Annotated in this window: 17 protein-coding genes; 5 read left to right on the top strand and 12 right to left on the bottom strand. The window is 45.8% G+C overall.

All coding sequences use genetic code 11. The features are described 5' to 3' along the window. Positions 1-8: 8 nt before the first annotated feature. The 7 genes from L876_RS0105465 to betI all read right to left on the bottom strand — a co-directional run bounded on the left by L876_RS0105465 (position 9) and on the right by betI (position 7,682). Positions 9-887 carry a patatin-like phospholipase family protein gene (locus L876_RS0105465; RefSeq protein WP_037428049.1) on the bottom strand — a complete coding sequence of 293 codons (879 nt, stop codon included), beginning with the start codon at positions 885-887 and terminating at the stop codon, positions 9-11. A 154-nt stretch (positions 888-1,041) separates the two neighbouring features. After that, positions 1,042-1,518, bottom strand: coding sequence for a MarR family winged helix-turn-helix transcriptional regulator (locus L876_RS0105460; RefSeq protein ID WP_028762873.1), 477 nt, complete (start codon positions 1,516-1,518; stop codon positions 1,042-1,044). Positions 1,519-1,663: 145 nt separating this feature from the next. Beyond that, positions 1,664-2,368: a TorF family putative porin gene (locus tag L876_RS0105455; protein WP_028762872.1), complete on the bottom strand. Its 705-nt coding sequence runs from the start codon at positions 2,366-2,368 to the stop codon at positions 1,664-1,666. Between the two features lie 93 nt (positions 2,369-2,461). Beyond that, a complete protein-coding gene (locus L876_RS0105450; protein ID WP_028762871.1) occupies positions 2,462-3,679 on the bottom strand; it encodes a choline transporter in 1,218 nt (405 codons plus the stop codon). A 236-nt stretch (positions 3,680-3,915) separates the two neighbouring features. Beyond that, complete coding sequence (gene betA / locus L876_RS0105445; RefSeq protein WP_028762870.1) at positions 3,916-5,613, bottom strand: choline dehydrogenase; 1,698 nt, start codon at positions 5,611-5,613, stop codon at positions 3,916-3,918. Between the two features lie 9 nt (positions 5,614-5,622). After that, positions 5,623-7,086, bottom strand: a complete 1,464-nt coding sequence (gene betB / locus L876_RS0105440; RefSeq protein WP_028762869.1) for a betaine-aldehyde dehydrogenase — start codon at positions 7,084-7,086, stop codon at positions 5,623-5,625. After that, positions 7,077-7,682, bottom strand: coding sequence for a transcriptional regulator BetI (gene betI, locus L876_RS0105435; protein WP_028762868.1), 606 nt, complete (start codon positions 7,680-7,682; stop codon positions 7,077-7,079). Before betI ends, betB begins: the two co-directional genes overlap by 10 nt. Before the next feature lie 556 nt (positions 7,683-8,238). Between betI and L876_RS0105430 the strand changes: the two genes are divergently transcribed. After that, entirely contained in the window at positions 8,239-9,642 is a 1,404-nt protein-coding gene (locus L876_RS0105430) for an RsmB/NOP family class I SAM-dependent RNA methyltransferase (protein WP_028762867.1), read from the top strand. 239 nt (positions 9,643-9,881) lie between these two features. Continuing rightward, a complete protein-coding gene (locus tag L876_RS22690) occupies positions 9,882-10,052 on the top strand; it encodes a hypothetical protein (RefSeq protein ID WP_156029379.1) in 171 nt (56 codons plus the stop codon). 66 nt (positions 10,053-10,118) lie between these two features. On the opposite strand, the gene L876_RS0105420 is transcribed toward L876_RS22690, so the two are convergent. Continuing rightward, complete coding sequence (locus tag L876_RS0105420) at positions 10,119-10,652, bottom strand: YfaZ family outer membrane protein (RefSeq protein ID WP_028762866.1); 534 nt, start codon at positions 10,650-10,652, stop codon at positions 10,119-10,121. Between the two features lie 261 nt (positions 10,653-10,913). Between L876_RS0105420 and L876_RS0105415 the strand changes: the two genes are divergently transcribed. The 3 genes from L876_RS0105415 (at position 10,914) to L876_RS0105395 (ending at position 13,910) form a co-directional block, all read left to right on the top strand. Next, positions 10,914-11,402, top strand: coding sequence for a glutathione peroxidase (locus L876_RS0105415; protein WP_028762865.1), 489 nt, complete (start codon positions 10,914-10,916; stop codon positions 11,400-11,402). 282 nt (positions 11,403-11,684) lie between these two features. After that, a complete protein-coding gene (locus tag L876_RS0105400) occupies positions 11,685-12,779 on the top strand; it encodes an acyltransferase family protein (protein ID WP_028762864.1) in 1,095 nt (364 codons plus the stop codon). Between the two features lie 57 nt (positions 12,780-12,836). Then, the gene (locus L876_RS0105395; protein ID WP_028762863.1) at positions 12,837-13,910 is read left to right on the top strand and encodes a metallophosphoesterase; all 1,074 of its coding nucleotides are present in this window, start codon (positions 12,837-12,839) and stop codon (positions 13,908-13,910) included. A gap of 48 nt (positions 13,911-13,958) precedes the next feature. Here the strand turns inward: L876_RS0105395 and L876_RS21155 are convergent, their stop codons facing one another. From L876_RS21155 to L876_RS0105375, 4 genes are all read right to left on the bottom strand, one after another. Then, on the bottom strand, positions 13,959-14,264 hold the full coding sequence (locus L876_RS21155; protein WP_051412943.1) for a TapY2 family type IVa secretion system protein: 306 nt from the start codon (positions 14,262-14,264) through the stop codon (positions 13,959-13,961). Positions 14,265-14,298: 34 nt separating this feature from the next. After that, positions 14,299-14,556, bottom strand: coding sequence for a hypothetical protein (locus L876_RS0105385; protein WP_028762862.1), 258 nt, complete (start codon positions 14,554-14,556; stop codon positions 14,299-14,301). A gap of 187 nt (positions 14,557-14,743) precedes the next feature. Next, positions 14,744-17,857 (bottom strand): multidrug efflux RND transporter permease subunit, encoded by a 3,114-nt coding sequence (locus tag L876_RS0105380; protein WP_028762861.1) that lies wholly within the window; start codon positions 17,855-17,857, stop codon positions 14,744-14,746. Continuing rightward, positions 17,857-18,948, bottom strand: a complete 1,092-nt coding sequence (locus L876_RS0105375) for an efflux RND transporter periplasmic adaptor subunit (protein ID WP_028762860.1) — start codon at positions 18,946-18,948, stop codon at positions 17,857-17,859. The genes L876_RS0105380 and L876_RS0105375 overlap by 1 nt, the downstream gene beginning before the upstream one ends. Between the last annotated feature and the right edge of the window lie 25 nt (positions 18,949-18,973).

Below are 18,973 nucleotides of genomic sequence, written 5' to 3'. Positions count from 1 at the left end.
AAAAGTATCTAATCAATGAACGCCAAGAGTTGAGGGATAAATGCTCTTCCCTCTATGACACCACGATGATAAACCGCTTCAACTTTGGACACATCACGTTCTAAGCGCGATAAACCGAGTGGCGTCTGTGGCTGCAACACTAATGCACTGCCATCGGCTTGGGCGGCTAATAAGTCAGCAAGTGCTTGGTTGTATACCCGATGACGCTCAAGCAAGGCTGCTGCAACATGGGGATATTGGCGGTAAACACGATTCGCTAACCATTTAAATTTAAATGCAGACTTACGGTAGGCAGGTTCTTGGGTCAGAATCACTACTTGGCGCGGGTAACCATCACTGCGCGCCTGCGCCAAAGGGATAGGTGCGCCGATGCCGCCATCTAAATAGGGGACGCCATCAATGGTGGTCGGCTGAGAGATAAAAGGCAAACTGCTTGATGCGATCAAGACGGCTAAAAATCGGTCGTGGTTAGCAAAGTCGGCGCGACTGAAAAAATTAGTCTCTCCAGTTTCGCAATTAAAGGCACCGACCTTAAACTCTGCGCCACTTTGAGTAAACGCATCAAAATCATAAGGAATCAGTTCATTAGCCATACGTCGATAGGTAAAATCAGTGTTGACATAATTGCCATCACGTAAAAAATGACTGAATCCCATGTAGCGTTTATCGGCTAAAAAACCTTGCTGAATTTTGAGGTTACGTCCGTATTGGCGTGATAAGTATGATGCGGGATAGATAGCGCCGGCGGAGACGCCAACAAGGTAATCGAAGTGAACATCAACCTCAAGAAAGGCATCGAGTACGCCAGCGGTATAGATGGCACGCAGACCACCGCCCTCAAGCACTAACGCCGTATTGCCTGTTAAACTATCCGCCCTGACATCCATATTACGACAACATCCACTGCACATTAGCGCTGAACAATTCGACGAAGTAACTTGCCCGCCATTTGCCACAACCATCGAGGTGTAAATATCACCGACATTTAAGCGTTGCCTTTTACGTTAAATCGCTGCGTTAAGTAACCAATCATACGGATTACTACTCTTCAGCTTGGATTTGGCCCACTAAGAGCACTGGCGCAGCGTCAAGTTCATTTGCATCCATCATTGAGGCAATACGTTCTACCGCCGATAGAAGCTGACTCTGCTCCCATTCTTCAAGATTTTGATAACGTTTGATAAAGTGATCTTGTAACGGCTTAGGTGCAGCACTTAATATTGCGACCCCGGCTTCACTCAGTGATAAATGCCATTTCCGCTTATCAGTTTCACTTCGGGTGCGCACCACAAGGTCTCGCGCTTCGAGTCGATCAATAATTGTCGCGACTGTCGCAGGACTTAATGCAACCTCTTGTGCGACCTCTTTAGCAAGCGGTCTATCTGGGTTGGCGATGGTTTGAATCACCATCAACTGCGGCCCCGTTAAGCCCGATTGCTTATTGAGTTGCCGAGAATGTATATCGATGGCTCTGATCACACGGCGCAACGATATTAATAGTTGTTCGTACTTTTCCATAATCCCCTCTCATTTGAGCTGCACCATAACAGAAATACGCAACCAACTCATGCTTCAAATGCAAAAAAGCAGAACAACACGCTCGGTTGTTCTGCTTTTTGTGTGTTTAACATTCAGATGTTAAACAGTGAAAGTTAAGTCACACTTAAAATTCAAAGGTACGTGACACAGACAACACGGCGCGAGTATCGCTGCTGTCAGTATCCATACTGGTATCTTCTGCAGCAAGGTTAAAGTCAAAGCCTTTCCAGCTAGTCATATATTCAACACGGTAGTGATTATAAGCGTCTTTACCATTCCAAGACCATTTGTCTTCATCTTGCGAAGTTGAACGATCGAAGCTCACACGTATATCATGTCCCTCTGCCACTGTAAAAGTGTGCGCAGCCATCATGATGTAGTGCCCTGCATCTAAACCAAAATAGTCCCACGAGTACCAAAAGTTCAGCTCAGTTTGACCCAATGATGAGCCATAACCAAATTTGGTATACGCTTCTGGATATTTGTACTCATCAGAGTATGAATCACCATGATAGGTATAGTAAGCAATACCGGCATCAAGCGAAAAGCGGTCGGTCAGCTCGAAATACTTACCACCATAAAAATCTAACTCTAACCAAGTATCATCACCTGATCCAAAATCCACATTTGACGCCCAAGAACCCACGTACCAACCACTGTCGAAGCCATAATCTAAACTCGCTTGCAGTGCTGGGCCGTTGTCTGTTTGACTGACACCATTGAATGTATAATCAGAGGTTAAGTTAACGGTTGAACTTAATCCTGCCATAGCTGTAGATGGTAATGCTAGTAGGCCTGCAAATGCGATGCGTTTAATTGTTGTATTCATCATTTTCCTTCATTTTTATTAGACCTGAACTCAAAACCATGAGTTCAGGGTGTTTAATATCAATCAGTATAATTTTGTTGAACAGGTCGCTAATTAGCTAGCCAGCTCAATTTTGCCGAAGTCGATTTTATTCTCTTTAGGCGAACGCTCAATTTCTGCCACACGTCGATACTTGGTCGCCATGATATAGCCAAAACAACCTAAAATGAGTGCAATGGCTAATGCGCCCACCCACTGAATTTGTAGGAAATCTAAGCTAAATAACAAGGTGAGACCGCACATCAAGACTAGGTTGCCTGTGATGTACTTAACCTTGCCAAATCGTTGCACAGTCAAGTTTAGGTTATCGGTATACAAACGGATCAATGAGTCGAGCGAGTTGATCACAAAGGTAATACCAACCACTACCATGGCTAAGTTATAAAAACCTGCCGTCGGTATGGCATTGGCACTGTAGTAATAGAGCACGCTAAACCAGATAGCGATTGGGATAGATGGAAACACCATCATTGCCACTAATACCTGATAGGTTTTCATACCGCCAACGAAACGAGAGGTAAATTGACCAATCATAATGCTCCATGCAAACCACCAGAATAGATAGAACTCATGATAGTCATTGAGCGGCAATACAAAGTGGTGCAAATTACCAAAGTAATCACCAATCAAGGCAAACGTGGTGACAAACTCACCCACACCTGACTCTGCAGACATAAACGCACCAGCCCACATCAGTGCAATAAGGCCTAGAAACAACCAAGTACTTGCAAGGCTTAACGTACGCACATAGCGAATACTGGTGCTCGAATACACAGCGGCCGCAATCACAACAAATACAATTAAGTAAAAGCTGCTAACGATGGTTTCACCATCACCTAATTCAGGCAGATACCAAGGCAAATTAGTCAGTAACAAATAGGCAGTAAACGCACAGGTACCTATGATGACTAAGTTATTGATGAACTTAATCACGGGAATTTCAAAAAATTTCACCCTTGGTTCAATCACACAGAAATAGAAACAAGTTAAGAAATAGAATGCCCAAATCAGAAAGGCCCAGAAGCCGAACTCAATCGCGAGAGGGTTAGAAAAACCATACTCAGGATTGGCCGCCAGATCGGCGTAACCTGCAAACTCAGTCAACGGGAACATAATCAACCCCACATCGAGACCCGAGGTAAAGAGAATCGCGATAAAGGTAAAGGTACGCACTGGTGTCACCCCGACACACTCTATATTTCCCCAGCGATAGATGACAAAAGCGATAGCCGCAAAGGTAAATAAAATCCCTATAGTTAACCACGTGGTCATTTGTTCCCCCTTGAACAAAATATTAATGCAAACATACTGTTAGCTCCATTTTATTGATTTTATATTACGTCAAGGTGCCATTTTTAGGCTGCAACAACCCCTCAAGCCTTAAATATCGTTTCTGCGATATTTAAACCCTGATACAAACCGTTATAGTTTTACCCTGACAATTAAGGCCTTTTAGTCAATGTGACTTAGGTAGGCCGTCAACCTAGAAAGTGCTAATCCAACAAGGATTAAACACTGTGTCTCTTTGGAGACTGCTGGCGCTGATGGACTTGCCACTCATCGGCAATAACCACAGGAGCGTCACTTGCCGCCAGCGGCATCTTACCTAAAATCAGATCAGCGGCACGCTCTGCGACCATAATGGTCGGTGAATTTAAGTTACCGTTTGGAATGGTTGGAAAAATAGATGAATCAACCACTCGCAATCCCATCATGCCATGTACCTTAGTTTGACTGTCTACCACCGCCATTGAGTCTTCACCCATCTTGCAAGAGCATGATGGATGATAGGCACTCTCTACTGATTGCCTAACAAAGCGATCGATCGCCTCATCACTTTGCACTTGGATTCCGGGTTGGATCTCTTCACCGCGATATTCATCTAGTGCCGGCTGATTAATTATTTCGCGAGTCAAACGCACACAGGCACGAAACCCTTCAATATCATCCTGATGCGACAGATAGTTAAACTGAATTTTAGGAGCGGCCTTGGGATCACTCGATACCACAGTGACAGCGCCACGGCTCTTGGGTTTGTTATGCCCAATATGTACCTGAAAACCATGACCGGCAAACGCCTCCTTACCGTCGTAGCGCATCGCCGCGGGTAAAAAATGGTATTGTAAATCCGGCCACTCAAGCCCTGGTTTGGAACGAATAAATCCACAGGACTCAAAGTGATTGGTTGCGCCTAATCCCGACTTGTTGAGGATCCAACGCGTACCGATAAATAACTTATTGAGTGGGTCAAGTTTGCCATTGAGGGAAATAGGCTTTAAGCACTTAAATTGAAAGTAGAACTCAAGATGATCTTGTAAGTTTTGCCCAACACCCGGTAACTCATGTAGGGGTTCGATGCCGGCAGCACCAAGGGTTTTCGCCGCGCCGATACCTGACAGTTGCAAGATATGTGGCGAACCAATTGACCCAGCCGATAACACAACCTCTTTACTACAACCCACATCAAGAATTTTGCCTTTACGCTCATAGCGCACGCCAACAGCACGTTTACCATCGAGCAATACTTTGTGCACAAGTGCATGAGTAATAACCGTTAAGTTACTACGCTGCATTGCTGGCCTTAGGTAAGCGTTAGACGTTGACCAACGCACCCCATTTTTGACCGTCATATGCATAGGACCAAAACCCTCTTGCTGCGCACCATTGTAATCAGCGGTTGCTAGGTAACCCGCATCAACGCCAGCATCAACAAACGCTTGATACAGGGGATTCTTCATCTGATTGCCATTATTGACGCCAAGTGGTCCGCTATCACCACGGTAGTCGTCTGCACCAAACGCCCAAGTCTCAGCCTTTTTAAAATAGGGTAAACAGTGTGCGTAATCCCAATCTTTGGCCCCCGATTGCTGCCACTCATCAAAGTCACGCGCATGGCCTCTCACGTATACCATGCCATTGATCGATGACGAACCGCCCAACACTTTGCCCCGCGGGCAATGCATACGGCGATTATCTAAAGATGGCTCAGCTTCTGTCTCAAACTGCCAGGCATACTTCTTAGTGTTCATGGGAATCGATAGCGCTGTTGGCATCTGGATAAAGATGCTCTTATCGCTGCCCCCTGTCTCTAACAGCAACACTTTATTGGCAGAGTCTGCCGACAAGCGGTTGGCTAATACACAACCCGCACTGCCAGCGCCGACTATGATGTAATCGTATTCCTGTTTTGGATTAATCTGGTCCATGGGCACTCCTTAAAATGGGCTTTCAAGCGTTGTCATGCCGACATAGACCGCTTTAATTTGGGTATATGCTTTTAAGGTTTCACTGCCATTCTCACGACCAATCCCTGACATTTTATAACCGCCAACAGGCATCTCCGAAGGCGAAGCTCCGTAGGCATTTATCCAGCAAATACCTGCTTGCATTTGGTGGATAACACGATGAGCACGAGTGATATCTTGGGTAAAGACCCCAGCCGCTAGCCCAAGATGAGTATCATTAGCTCGCGCTATCACTTCCGCTTCATCATCAAACGTCAACACGGACATCACAGGACCAAAGATCTCCTCTTTCACTATGCTCATCTCATCGCTGCAATCAGTAAAAATGGTGGGGGCGACGAAATAACCATTCGGTGCGTTTTCAGGTGTTAGCGCATGGCCACCAGCCACCAAGGTTGCGCCTTGTGATTTGCCTTGCTCAATATACTCAAGCACTTTTTGTTGATGAGCCTGTGAAATGAGCGCGCCAAAATTGGTTGCCTCATCCATAGGATCACCGCATACAATATTATTCTGGGTTCGCTCAACGAGCTTTTGAATAAAACGAGGATAGATCCCTTTCTGCACAAATACGCGCGTACCGTTTGTGCAAATTTCACCTTGGGTATAAAAGTTGGCTAACATCGCCGCAGAGACAGCGTTGTCGACATCGGCATCATCGAAAATAATCAAAGGTGATTTTCCACCTAGCTCCATGGTGACCTCTTTGAGCGTTGTCGCAGCAGCAGCCATCACCTTAGTGCCGGTTCCAACTTCGCCGGTGAATGACACTTTGGCTATCTCATCATGTAAGGTTAACCAAGCCCCCACTCGACCATCACCTTGCACCACATTAAATACCCCATCAGGGACACCTGCTTGGGTAAAGATTTCAGCCAGTTTTAGCGCCCCTAGAGGTGTCTCTTCTGAAGGTTTAAATACCATCACGTTGCCGCAAGCTAACGCTGGCGCGGCTTTCCAACATGCTATTTGTAGTGGGTAGTTCCATGCGCCAATTCCAGCGCAAATACCAAGTGGCTCACGACGAGTATAATAAAAGTCATCCCCTACTGGCTGCTGGTTGCCCTCAATACTGGGGGCAAGCCCTGCAAAAAATTCTATGGCATCGGCACCCGTTACCACATCCACTACAGAGGCTTCTTGCCAAGGTTTACCAGTATCGAGCACTTCAATGGCGGCTAACACATCATTTTGCTCACGCAACAAGGCTACCGCTTTTTGCAAAATACGGCTGCGCTCCATGGCTGTCATTTTTGACCAGACAGCAAAACCCTGTTTAGCGCTTGCTATTGCCGCTTGCTTAATCTCGTCGTTTGCCACTTCAACAAGGTAGCTAATCTGACCGGTAGCAGGGTTAATAACTTCAAAAGTCTCGCCTGTGCCATTGGAAAGATATTGACCATGAATATAATTTTGATGAACAACTAGTGACATTGATTTTCTCCGTGCTGCACGATCACAGCCTCTATAAAGCTCTTACATAAATATTGCGCTTGCTCGAACTCTTTTTCGGGCGAAACACTTAACGCACTGCGTAACCAAAAACCATCAATCATTGCTGCAGTCTGTTTTGCAGCTTCAATTGCCGCAGGTTTGCCGATGAGCGGCTTAAAAGAGAACAGTAAATTGCTATATAGACGTTGACAGTTGATATGTTGAAGTCTGGCAAGACCGGGATCATGCATCGCTTGAGACCAGAAACTTAACCAGGTTTTGGTTGCAGCATTTGAACGTTGTAACTCTGTGAAATTGGCATCAACGATAAGCGACAGTCGCTGTGCTGGCGTCAGAACCTTACCTTGTGTGCGACGAAGCAGGGCTTGTTTAAGTTCATCGAGCAAATATTTAAGCGTTGCTTCGATTAACCCTTGTTTCCCACCAAAGTAGTGGCTGATAATGCCAGAGGACATACCCGCTAACCCGCTGATAGTATTGATTGTAGTGTGATGTAAACCGTGACGTTCAACAGAAACTAAGGTCGCATCAATTAACTGCTGCTGTCTGACTGTTTTCATTGGCGGTCTAGGCATAAACACTGCTCTCTTGTTGTTCTAAAATAGTTAATTGAACGTTCAATCAACGCAATCATAATAGTTAGGGCTATAACTATCAACCCCGCCGCGCGTTTTGCGACACAAGTCACAGATTTTCCCACAACAAAATGCAAGGAGACGCTCTCTCGCAAATCGTTGATTTCATTAAACTAAAAATCAACCTTCACCCATAACCTGTTGCTACAAATAAAAAATCAAATAATTTCCGACTAAACATTAGTTTTAGCTGCAACTTACCTCTGCACGTAAAAAACCATAAGTAGTTACAGCCATAACTTTTGTTGTCACATCTTGGTAATAAAAAACTGGATTTAAACGCGAGGAGATTTAGGCTGGCGCGACTCAATCGCTTGCCAAAGCTATGCGTTGTACCGATAAAGGCAGATCTGCCTGTGCTGTGAGTGAGTAGGCAAAGCCGATGGCTGAAATATACACTCAAATAGGGATTAATCTATCAAGCGGAGATACCAAAGGCAGTCACATCTGTTAAACTTGCCGCTTCAAAAATTGATATAACGCTAGGCAACTATTCATGGGCGATTCCACACCATCTCAATCAACGCAAGCTTCACCGTCTGAGGCAAGCGCAGCGACACACCATATTCATCAATCAGTCGTCGTGGAAACGCCAGCCCAAAAGCGTGCCCTTAGCTATAGCAATACAATTCATCAATTGTTCACACAAGTCATGGACGCAAAACAGCCCGCTGATCGTATCTTAGCTGACTATTTTCGTAGCCATAAAAAACATGGTTCTAAAGATAGACGAGTCATACGTGAGTCTCTATTTGGCTTATTTCGTTGGCATGGTTGGCTTAAGCAGCTAACGACGGCATACACTGCGCCTCAAGCCTGGTTTGCTTCACTGGCTTTAACCGCTAAAATTGAAGACCATCGCTGGCAAGATATCAGCGCTGCATGGCAGGCTTTTTCAACATTAACAGAGCTTAAAGCGTTAGACAGTATTGACGATCTCGATAGTTTGCATGCTAAACAGCAGCTACTACAGCGCTGTTTCAACCAATTTAACTTTGCAGTCACCGAGCTCGCTCCTGAATGGTACTGGCGTCATTCCCAGCAGCTCACTGACAATGAGCAATATGCACTCGTTGACGCGCTCTCTTGTCGTCCACCCATTTGGGGGCGTCTACAGGGTATCTCAGCAGCCAACGCAATCGATAAGCTGTCTAAGCTAGATATCGAGGCAAAAATGAGTGAGTTTTTTGTCGATGCCATTAACCTTGGCCATAAAAGTATCAACCTTAACGCTTTAGGGCTTTATAACCAGGGGGAGTTAGAGATACAAGACTTAGGCTCTCAGGTCATTGGCAATATATGTGCCCCAAAACCGAACGAATCGTGGTGGGATGCTTGTAGCGGCGCCGGCGGTAAAACGCTGCAACTGCGCTCACATATGCTTTTGCAAGATAAGCACAGCAAAGGCAGTATCCTTGCATCAGATATCCGCAAGAGACCATTAGAAGAGCTAATGAAACGCGCAAAACGGGCAAAGTTCAAGCAGATCACTGTTGCACCTTGGTTGTCGGATGCCTTGCCTGTGACTGGCGATCATTTTGACGGTGTGTTGGTCGATGCCCCTTGCAGCTGCACAGGCACTTGGCGACGGAACCCTGACATGCGTTGGCTCGATGATGAACATGCGATCACCGACAAACCCGCATTGCAACTCGATATCTTAAGCCGTGCGTCTGCCGCTGTGCGATCAGGAGGCACCTTGGTATACGCGACTTGCTCAATCAGCCCAAGTGAAAATGAAGCGGTCGTTAATGCTTTTTTGGCCAACTATCCGCAGTTTGAACTGCAACCTCTGGTCCACCCCTTTACTGGACTCACCACCACTATGTTGACAGTAATGCCTTATCAGGCAAACAGTGACGGCATGTTTGTCGCTAAGATGATTAAAAAACCAGGTTAATAACAGAACCACAATAATCGCGGGGTTCTATTATCACCTTTATTGTGAACTCCCGATGTGACTTTCTCAGTGACTTTATTAGTGACTTTCACAAGTCACTTGCGGGGTTAAGCTTCATCTATATTACCGCCAACTCCTTCTCGTCTTTCAGACACCCAATTGTCTTGTTACTGTCACACCCCTGTCATACAAAATTTTTAGCATGCCCAAACAGACACAATGTTAGAGAGACAGCCCCAATGTCACAGTTTTATGACCATGAAATGCACACAGATGAGATGCCCCATCGGGAGTTTGAAAGTGATGATAAGCTTAGAAGCAAACGCAGTAAGCAGCGCAAGCGCCAGAGAACATCTCAGCAAAAGCACAGTGAATTTGATGAAGACCACCAAACGTTACTATGGCGTTAGACACCACTTTATACAAATAAAAAAGGCAGCGAATGCTGCCTTGTTAGTTGATACCGTTAGGTATCATTAAAATGTTGCTGAGCCACCAATATAAAAGCCAGTATCGAAGGTATTATTACGGCTATCATCATATTGCAAACGAATATTGCGGTAACCGACAAATAGACCCAGAGCGGGGTTTAGTTGAAACTGGACCTTGCTATCAATCTCATACTGCCCATCTAAACTGCCAAAACTTAATACTGATGGTGCGTAATATGCGGACGTTTTAAATGCCACGTTAGAACCAAGATCTATGCTATAACGCCCGCCTACCGCGACGGCACCGCCATTAGAACTGATGTTCGCCCAATAATGAGTAAACTTTGGGCCAATCTCAAAATGGTGAATACCCGCATCATGGCTAATGTGAGCAGCTGCGGATAGCGCATGTCCCTCATCGTCAGAATAGATATACCCCATTACAAGGTTACTCTGCTTGTTTAAATCGAATCCAATTTCGGTAGAGAGGACATCGTCATTCAATCCTAAATTGAAATCGTTCGCTGTGGCGGTGACAGCCACAGAACTTAGTAGCAGCGCAGCAAATTTTAGTTTCATAGTTACCCCTTAAGATGTTGGTATTAGGGTAGCAACAAACAATCCTAACAGCTATAAAACGATATATATCACAGGGTTAAATAAGAAATGTTCTACATAAACCTTACCCACACCCAACAAAGATAACAAACCCAATACAAGAGTCACCGTAAGCAAACGCACAAGCCTTGCACATGCAGACGGATCCCCTTTCTCAATTTAAATTGCGCGCAACCTAAATTCAGGTTATTCTGATGCCATCAATAGCAATGGGAGAACAATATGTCTATTTATGATTTTTTAGTGACCGACATTCAAGGCAATGAGCAGTCGATGAGCCAATATGCGGGCAAGGTACTGCTTATTGTCAACACGGCGAGTAAATGCGGCTTTACGCCACAATATAAAGCGCTGCAGGCGCTCTATGATAGATACGGTGCCGATAAATTTGCGGTGCTGGGGTTTCCCTGTAATCAATTTGGTAAACAAGAGCAAGGTGATGAAACTGAGATCAGTGAGTTTTGCGAACTCAATTTTGGGGTTAACTTCCCCATGTTTGCCAAAATTGAGGTTAATGGTGAGCAAACTCCTGCGCTATACCGGCATTTGAAACAGCAGGCCAAAGGTTTGCTCGGCAGTGAATCAATTAAGTGGAACTTCACCAAATTCTTAGTGGATGCCCAAGGTAATGTCGTTGAACGGTTTGCGCCGACAACGACTCCAGAGTCATTAACGCAAAAGATTGACACTTTAATCAATAAATCCAAATAGATATAAATTGACTAGAAATAAAGCAAAAAATAATTGCTTAAATTTTGAACTTAACCCTGCTTTTAAGCTCCAAATATTGAACACGAATTGCTTTTTCATGTTCATCATTCTCCCAGGGACTTCTAGCGCGGTCCCCTTGATCGCACTCGATCAATAGGCAACCTTAGGGGTTGCCTTTTTTTATGCTTAAATCGTCAAAATTAATCTCTGCGCCGACCATAGCAAGGTCGACAGATAAAATGCTAACATGTTGCAAAAGCGTAAAAAATTCAAGGAAGTGACGTGAGCTTAACGCCATCAACTCAGTCCCAAACAGAGCAGCAAGCACCAACTAAGAAAGCCTTCTTAAACAGTATCAATCACTTTCGTGGTATTGCGATTATCTTTATCGTCATGGCGCACTGTTATCGGCCGGCGGGTTGGCAAGTTGAAACCTTAAGTGATAAAACTTGGTTTAACCTGATGATGAATGGCACGGTTTTTTTTGTCTTTATCTCGGGGTTTCTTTTTCATCACGTTTTCTCACATCGCTGGGATTACAAGAAATACATGAAAAACAAAACCAAATTTGTTTTTCTTCCCTATCTTTTGTTATCGCTGCCGTGGATTATTTGGCACATCACCGCGGGTACCAATCCACTGATGCATCTTAACTACACCGAATTAACCGACCCCATTCAAATAGCCAGTTGGTACGTGATCACTGGGCGCACCTTAACCGCATATTGGTATATTCCCATGGGTATGATGCTGTTTGCCTTATCGCCTTGGGTAATGCACTTACTAAGAAATCATCGTTTAATGCATTATGCACTGCCCTTGTTAATCATCGCTATGGTGATCCACCGCCCTGAATCCAATCTTAATGCCATTCAATCTCTAGTGTATTTTTTACCAGTTTATCTTTTTGGTGTATGGAGCTCAGAGCACAGAGATAGGCTGTTTCCATTTATTGAAAAATACTGGCTAGTGATGTTACTTGCAGCGATAGCTCTGGCATTTGGCCAAGCCCACTACTTTGGCGCTGGCGTACTCAATAAGCAAGCGTTTGACTTGACGGTTCCCGATCTGATGTTGCCACAAAAACTGCTGTTGACCCTAGTGCTATTAGCCTTACTCAACAAAATTGAACATATCAATATTAAGCCATTACAAAAACTGGCCGAAGTGAGTTTTGCTATCTATTTCATTCATCCATGGCTGACAACACCGTGGTGGATGCTGTATGGCAGCCCTGATCTCTTTAACCTTCAGGGACAAGGCAACGTCATCACGACCCTATTGGTCACCCTCGCTGTGATAGCTATCTCTTACGCTATTGCCGTCACAGTTAAAGCATTATTTAAGCAGCGCAGTCGATACTTAATCGGTTGGTAAGCCTTTATCTGTCAAACGTAAGCACGTGACCGAATTGATGAAAATAGAGATAACACATTGAGAATATTAAATTTACTTCCAGTAGCCTTTAGCCTGTTTGCCCTAAGTGTATCGGCTAACGGGCCAAGCATTAATGATGGCCCTTATCTAATACAAAGTTCACCTAGCCAGCAAAGCGCTTATTGGATCTGTGACAGCCAACTCAAGCAAAGCTCTGCGGCCCCCCATAACAATCAGGTCAAATTTAACCGACCTAAAACCTGTACCGAACTACCTGAGCCGGTGCTCAACCCAGTGGCTAGGCAGGTACTTGCCGATACTTATCAAGGGGTTAAGAAGATTGTCGCCCTAAGCGATGTACATGGCCAATATGACGTACTCATCACCTTGCTGCGTAATCATCAAATTATCGACGAGCACAACAATTGGTCTTTCGGTGATGGACATATGGTGATAACGGGTGACATGTTTGACAGAGGCCACCAGGTTAACGAAGTGCTTTGGTTTATCTATCAGCTCGATAAACAGGCCAGCGAAGCCGGTGGACAGCTGCACCTGTTAATGGGTAATCATGAGCAGATGGTTATGCGTGGTGACCTGCGCTATGTCCACCCAAGGTACGATACTGCTGTTAAGCTCCTTGAGCGCAGTTATGACAAGCTCTATGGCGATGACACCGAGATTGGCCAGTGGCTTCGCAGCAAACACACCATAGTGAAAATCAACGATATGCTATTTCTTCACGGCGGTATCAGTAAAGAGTGGGTTGAGCGCCAACTCACGCTTGAGCAAGCCAATGCCCTCTACCGTCAAAATATCGATAAGAGTAAAGCCGAATTAAAGGAAAATGAACTGCTTAACTTCCTGTTTTTTGGCAATGGTCCCACTTGGTATAGAGGCTATTTTAAGGCGGAATTTACCCAAGCTGAACTCGACACCATCTTGGCCTATTTCAAGGTGAACCGGGTCGTCGTTGGCCACACCTCTCAAGAGCGAGTGCTCGGCTTGTTTAATAACCGAGTGATCGCGATTGATAGCAGCATCAAACTGGGCCACTCTGGGGAGCTGCTATTGATAAACGAGAACGGCTTAATTCGCGGTAAATATGATGGTCAACAAGTGCCACTATAATCGTTAAACATCCAGACCAAGTCACGACGACTTGGTCTGGTTAATCGGCTAACCACCCACAAAGTTTTCCCGCTCAAACTGACGTGCTTTACTGCTTTTGAACGCTTCAATACCCTTAATACATTCATAAACCTGCTTTACGTACAAAGGCATTCCATTGGAGTGAGGCTGAGCAGGCATTTTAGTGCCCACCAATTGGTGTTGATACTGTTTCGCTAAACTAGGTTGCCAAGAGAAGTTCAAAACACGCTCCCCCTGAGTGGTCAGCAAAAAGCACTTATAATCTTCACGGGGCTCGGCCCATGCAGATATGGAGCAAAACACAGCAAACAGTAAAACAATGCTAGATTTCATTCGTCAATCATCCTTTTTCAACAGCAAAAACCGCTTAATTGCCACTGTAGTAGTAAATTTTATTCGTGCGCAATCGTCCACCTATACAACGCTGATCGCCTGCTGGGCAATCTTCATCGCTCTCTTTTTTTACCATTTTATTTGCGGCATCCCCAATTCCTATCAAATACATATAGGCATCACCATCTTTACCCGCACTACCACTATTAGCCGATGGGATAACAAGCTGCGGTGTATCTAACACCAAATCACCCGCTTCTAGATAGGTGTGTGTGTATGTCCGCCCGCCCATGTGCAGGTCAAAGCTATATAAATAACCTTTACCCGAGGCTAAGCACTGATCGCCTTATGGGGTACTAAAGCAAAATGCTAAAGGTAAATCATTACATAATGCTGCCAATCAAATCATTGAGCCCGGTAATCACCTAGGCTCATCAATATTAGCAAGAAGAGTCAACCGGTATAAAGAACCATAACGATTAACTCGCCTTGCTCATTAACGCTTTTTGCGCCGCGATCGCTCTGTCGAGCTCTGCTTCGACAAAACCTGGCGAGCGAGTGTGCCCCGAAATCAAACGATACATAGCTGGGATCACAAACAATGTCACTAAGGTCGCAAACGCCATACCGAAAAACACCACAGTCCCCACGGCAATGCGACTCTCAGCGCCGGCACCTGATGACATGATCAACGGCACCGCTCCCACTAACGTCGTAAAGGCTGTCATTAAAATTGGGCGTAAACGTCTCGCCGACGCATCGATAATAGCTTGTTCAATAGCGAGGCCTTTGTCGCGCAGTTGGTTGGCAAACTCAACAATTAGAATGCCATTCTTGGTCACCATGCCGATTAACATGATCATCCCAATCTGGCTGTAGATATTCAGCCCTTGCCCCGTCAAATAGAGCCCCAAGAAACCACCAAAAACCCCCATGGGAACAGTAAACATCACCACCATAGGATTGATAAAGCTTTCAAATTGCGCAGCCAAAACCAGGTAGGCCACCAGCAAAGCCAAACCAAACACCACTAATACACTGCTTTGATTCTCTTTAAAATCTTTAGACTCGCCAGTGTAACTGACAGAGATATCGCTGGGTAAGACCTCTATCGCTTTGGCATCAAGAAAGTCCAGCGCCTCACCTAAGGTATAACCTTCGCCTAAGTTGGCTTTAAGGGTGATCGATTTTTGCTTATTCGTGTGGCTCAGTTTATGGGCCGAAGCCACCTCTTCAATTTGGGTAATGGCATCTAAGGTGACCAACTCACCATTATTGGCGCGCATATAGATCTGGCTGAGATCCGCCATACTATTAAAACTATTCTCATTACCACGCAGGTAAACATCATATTCTTCACCGCGCTCGATAAAGGTGGTTTCGCTGCGGCCACCTAGCATCACCTCTAGGGTTTCAGACACCGCAGCCACACTAATCCCAAGCTCTGCAGCCCTCACTCTGTCGACGGTGACAACCAGTTCCGGTGTTGTTTCAGCATAATCTAAATCGGCCCCCTCAAGCATGGGAGAAAGGTGGGCCTCTTCTTGTAGAACTTGCGCCCACTTAAACAGTTCATCGTAATCTGAGCCGCCCAATACAAACTGCACAGGTTCGCTCGACTGCCCCCTAAAGCCAGGCAACATGGGACGAACCATCACGTCGGGTATCCCTTTTAGCGCCTGGGCGACAATACCAAGTGCCTGCTGGGCATTAATATCTCTGTCTTGCCAATCTTCCAGTTGCATGATGACAAAGCCAGTTTGATCCCCTGCTCGTCCACCAAAAGCGGGGGCTTGGATACTAAAAGATTTAATCACACCTTGACCAAGCAATGGCATTAAGCGTGCCTCTACGATATCCATATTGCCGGTCATGCGGTTATAGCTAGTCCCTTCAGCCCCTTTAACGAAGGCAAAAATGACACCACGATCTTCCTGAGGAGCAAGTTGAGCAGGTACTTGTTGCAGTAACACACCACTGCCCACTACGCAGGCAACAATAATAAATGGCGCTGCAATACGATATTTGACCGCGTTGGCGACGCCGCGGCGATACGTTATCTCTAGGTGAGCAAAGATGCGCTCCATCATCCGATTAAAGCCATTAGGTTTTACATTTGCCTTAAGGATTTTGCTCCCCAACACCGGGGTTAATGTTAACGCCACAATAGATGAGAAGATCACCGACATTGCCAGCATCACTGAAAACTCGGTAAATAGGCGTCCCACCATGCCATCCATAAAGGAGATAGGCAGGAATACCATCACCAAAACAGCTGTGGTCGCAACCACGGCAAAGCCAACCTCCTGTGCACCTTTGTATGCAGCAAGCAGCGGGGACTCGCCTTTCTCTATGTGGTGGAAAATATTCTCCACCACGACAATGGCATCATCGACCACCAAACCGATAGACAAAATCAGTGCCATCAAGGTCAGTAAGTTAATCGAAAATCCAAAGTAATTAGCCGCAATAAAGGCTGAAATGAGCGACACTGGTACAGTCACGGCGGGGATCAATGTGGCACGTCCCTGACCGATAAAGATATAGAGCACAAGCACCACTAAGGCCCCGGTAATATACAGGGTGTTGTAGACCTCGGTGATAGAGCGATCAATAAACACTGTCGAGTCATAGTCAACAGTCAGCTGAGTTCCTTCGGGCAGGAATTTTTGGATCTGGTCTACCTCAAGGTGTACTTTTTTAGCCACTTCAAGAGGATTAGCATCTGACTGCGCCACAATCCCAAGGCTCAGATTGGGAACCCCGTCGCTTTTAAAGGTAGAGTTTTCATTTTCGGCACCAATAAATACCGACGCAACATCTTTAAGGTAAATCGGCGTGCCATCACTGGCCGTGCGGACCACTAAATAATCAAAGTCCTCGGGGTGATGATACAGCCTTGCGGTACGCACTGTCATGACCGTGGTGTCATTGCGCACTTCACCACCTGGCGTTTCGACATTTTCGCTGCGCAATGCCGCTGTGATATCGGCGGTCGTTACGCTACGACCGGCCATCAACTCAGGCTTAAGCTGCACATACATCACCTTATACAGGCCACCCGAAATATTGACAGAACTCACGCCCGTGATCAGGCTGAATCTGTCTTCAAGTACGCGTTGGGCATAGTCAGTTAACTGAGTTCTGTCCATGGTTGACGAGCTTAAATTGATATAAACGGAAGGCTCTCCCGAGCCATTATCTTTCGATACGATAGGATCATTTGCTTCATCGGGCAGACGACGTTGGGCACGTGCTACAGCGTCGCGCACATCACTCACTCCTTCGGTGAGATCCCAATCCATATCAAAGGTGACTGTAATACGCGACATACCATTGCGGGTCACAGAGGTGATCTCATCAATACCACTAATGCCTGTAAGTTCATCTTCCAATGCCGTGGTGATTTGGCTCTCCATAATGGTTGCCGATGCGCCGTCATAGGTCGTCATAACAGTGACTACAGGACTCTCTACGTCGGGCATCTCACGCACGGCCAACTTAGAAAATGACACCACACCGAACACACATAACAGCAAACTTAAAACGATGGCGACTACCGGACGTTTTACCGAGATATCAGACAACACCATTAACTGCGCCCTCTCTCATCGACCTTACCACCCTCGGCAAGCTGTGAAGAGAGATCGTCCACTTGCAGGCCATCACGCATATTAACTAGACCTTGCACCACAATCCGCTCACCAACCTTTACACCTTGGCTAATCAACACCTCATCGCCAATACGAGCACCGAGACTGACCTCGGTACGCTTCGCCCTGTTGTCTGCATCAATCACATAAACAAAGCGTTTAGTGCCAGAATATTCTAAGGCCTGCACCGGAATGACCGGCTCAGAGATTGGCGCAAACCCCACATTAGCCGACATCAACATGCCCGGCTTGAGTTTATGCTCGCTGTTATCAAAATTAACGCGCACCTTCAGATTTAAGGTTTCTGGATTGATCCTAGGGTCGATAGCGATCACTTGGCCTGTAAAGATCTCCCCTTGCCATGCACGATTGGTCGCGGTGACTTGCATGCCAATAGTCAAACGAGAGAGATACACTTCTGGGACTTGAATGTCGAGGCGCATCGACGACAGATCATCAAGACTCAACAGCTCAGTGCCAGCACTGACCATCTTGCCTAAACTAAAATCCACTAAGCCTGCAGTCCCGCCAAATGGGGCTTTAATGGTATGAAAATCCAATTGTGCTTGTGCCGCTTGCAGACGTGCTTGAGCGATGTCAACACTGGCTTTTTGTGCATCAATTTCAGTTTGGGTAATGGCATTTTTAGTAATTAGTTTTGAAAATTCAGCCAGCTTACGCTGCTCGTCACTCAGGTACGCCTTTGCTTCTGCCACGTTCGCTTTAGACTTAGTGTCTTTAATCACCACTAACGTCTGGTTAGCGCTGATCGCTTGATTCGCCTCGACGCCAATATGTTTGATTTTACCCGCAACCTCTGCGGCAATAAGCACTGAGCGAGAAGCCTCAAGTTTGCCAATTAGCGAGATGTGTTGTGACAGCTGATGCGCTGACACAAGGCCACTGACGATGGGAACAACCCGAGCTGGTACGGGTTTGTCACTGGATTTACGCGCCTCACCTAGCTGGCTGTATGCCAATAAACTAAGCACCACGATGAGCAGTACGGTAACACACAGAGTCTTTTTCATAGGTAGGGTTGAGCCATTCAAATCA

Origin of the sequence: Shewanella colwelliana ATCC 39565 (assembly GCF_000518705.1) — a bacterium.
GTDB lineage: Bacteria > Pseudomonadota > Gammaproteobacteria > Enterobacterales > Shewanellaceae > Shewanella > Shewanella colwelliana.
The sequence above is the reverse complement of the archived record's forward strand: the minus strand, read 5'-3'. Positions and strand labels throughout refer to the sequence as shown.

Coding starts and splice junctions, on each gene's coding strand:
- L876_RS0105465 (WP_037428049.1), bottom strand. CDS start 887: ATGGATGTCAGGGCGGATAGTTTAACAGGCAATACGGCGTTAGTGCTT.
- L876_RS0105460 (WP_028762873.1), bottom strand. CDS start 1,518: ATGGAAAAGTACGAACAACTATTAATATCGTTGCGCCGTGTGATCAGA.
- L876_RS0105455 (WP_028762872.1), bottom strand. CDS start 2,368: ATGAATACAACAATTAAACGCATCGCATTTGCAGGCCTACTAGCATTA.
- L876_RS0105450 (WP_028762871.1), bottom strand. CDS start 3,679: ATGACCACGTGGTTAACTATAGGGATTTTATTTACCTTTGCGGCTATC.
- betA (WP_028762870.1), bottom strand. CDS start 5,613: ATGGACCAGATTAATCCAAAACAGGAATACGATTACATCATAGTCGGC.
- betB (WP_028762869.1), bottom strand. CDS start 7,086: ATGTCACTAGTTGTTCATCAAAATTATATTCATGGTCAATATCTTTCC.
- betI (WP_028762868.1), bottom strand. CDS start 7,682: ATGCCTAGACCGCCAATGAAAACAGTCAGACAGCAGCAGTTAATTGAT.
- L876_RS0105430 (WP_028762867.1), top strand. CDS start 8,239: ATGGGCGATTCCACACCATCTCAATCAACGCAAGCTTCACCGTCTGAG.
- L876_RS22690 (WP_156029379.1), top strand. CDS start 9,882: ATGTCACAGTTTTATGACCATGAAATGCACACAGATGAGATGCCCCAT.
- L876_RS0105420 (WP_028762866.1), bottom strand. CDS start 10,652: ATGAAACTAAAATTTGCTGCGCTGCTACTAAGTTCTGTGGCTGTCACC.
- L876_RS0105415 (WP_028762865.1), top strand. CDS start 10,914: ATGTCTATTTATGATTTTTTAGTGACCGACATTCAAGGCAATGAGCAG.
- L876_RS21155 (WP_051412943.1), bottom strand. CDS start 14,264: ATGAAATCTAGCATTGTTTTACTGTTTGCTGTGTTTTGCTCCATATCT.
- L876_RS0105385 (WP_028762862.1), bottom strand. CDS start 14,556: ATGGGCGGGCGGACATACACACACACCTATCTAGAAGCGGGTGATTTG.
- L876_RS0105380 (WP_028762861.1), bottom strand. CDS start 17,857: ATGGTGTTGTCTGATATCTCGGTAAAACGTCCGGTAGTCGCCATCGTT.
- L876_RS0105375 (WP_028762860.1), bottom strand. CDS start 18,948: ATGAAAAAGACTCTGTGTGTTACCGTACTGCTCATCGTGGTGCTTAGT.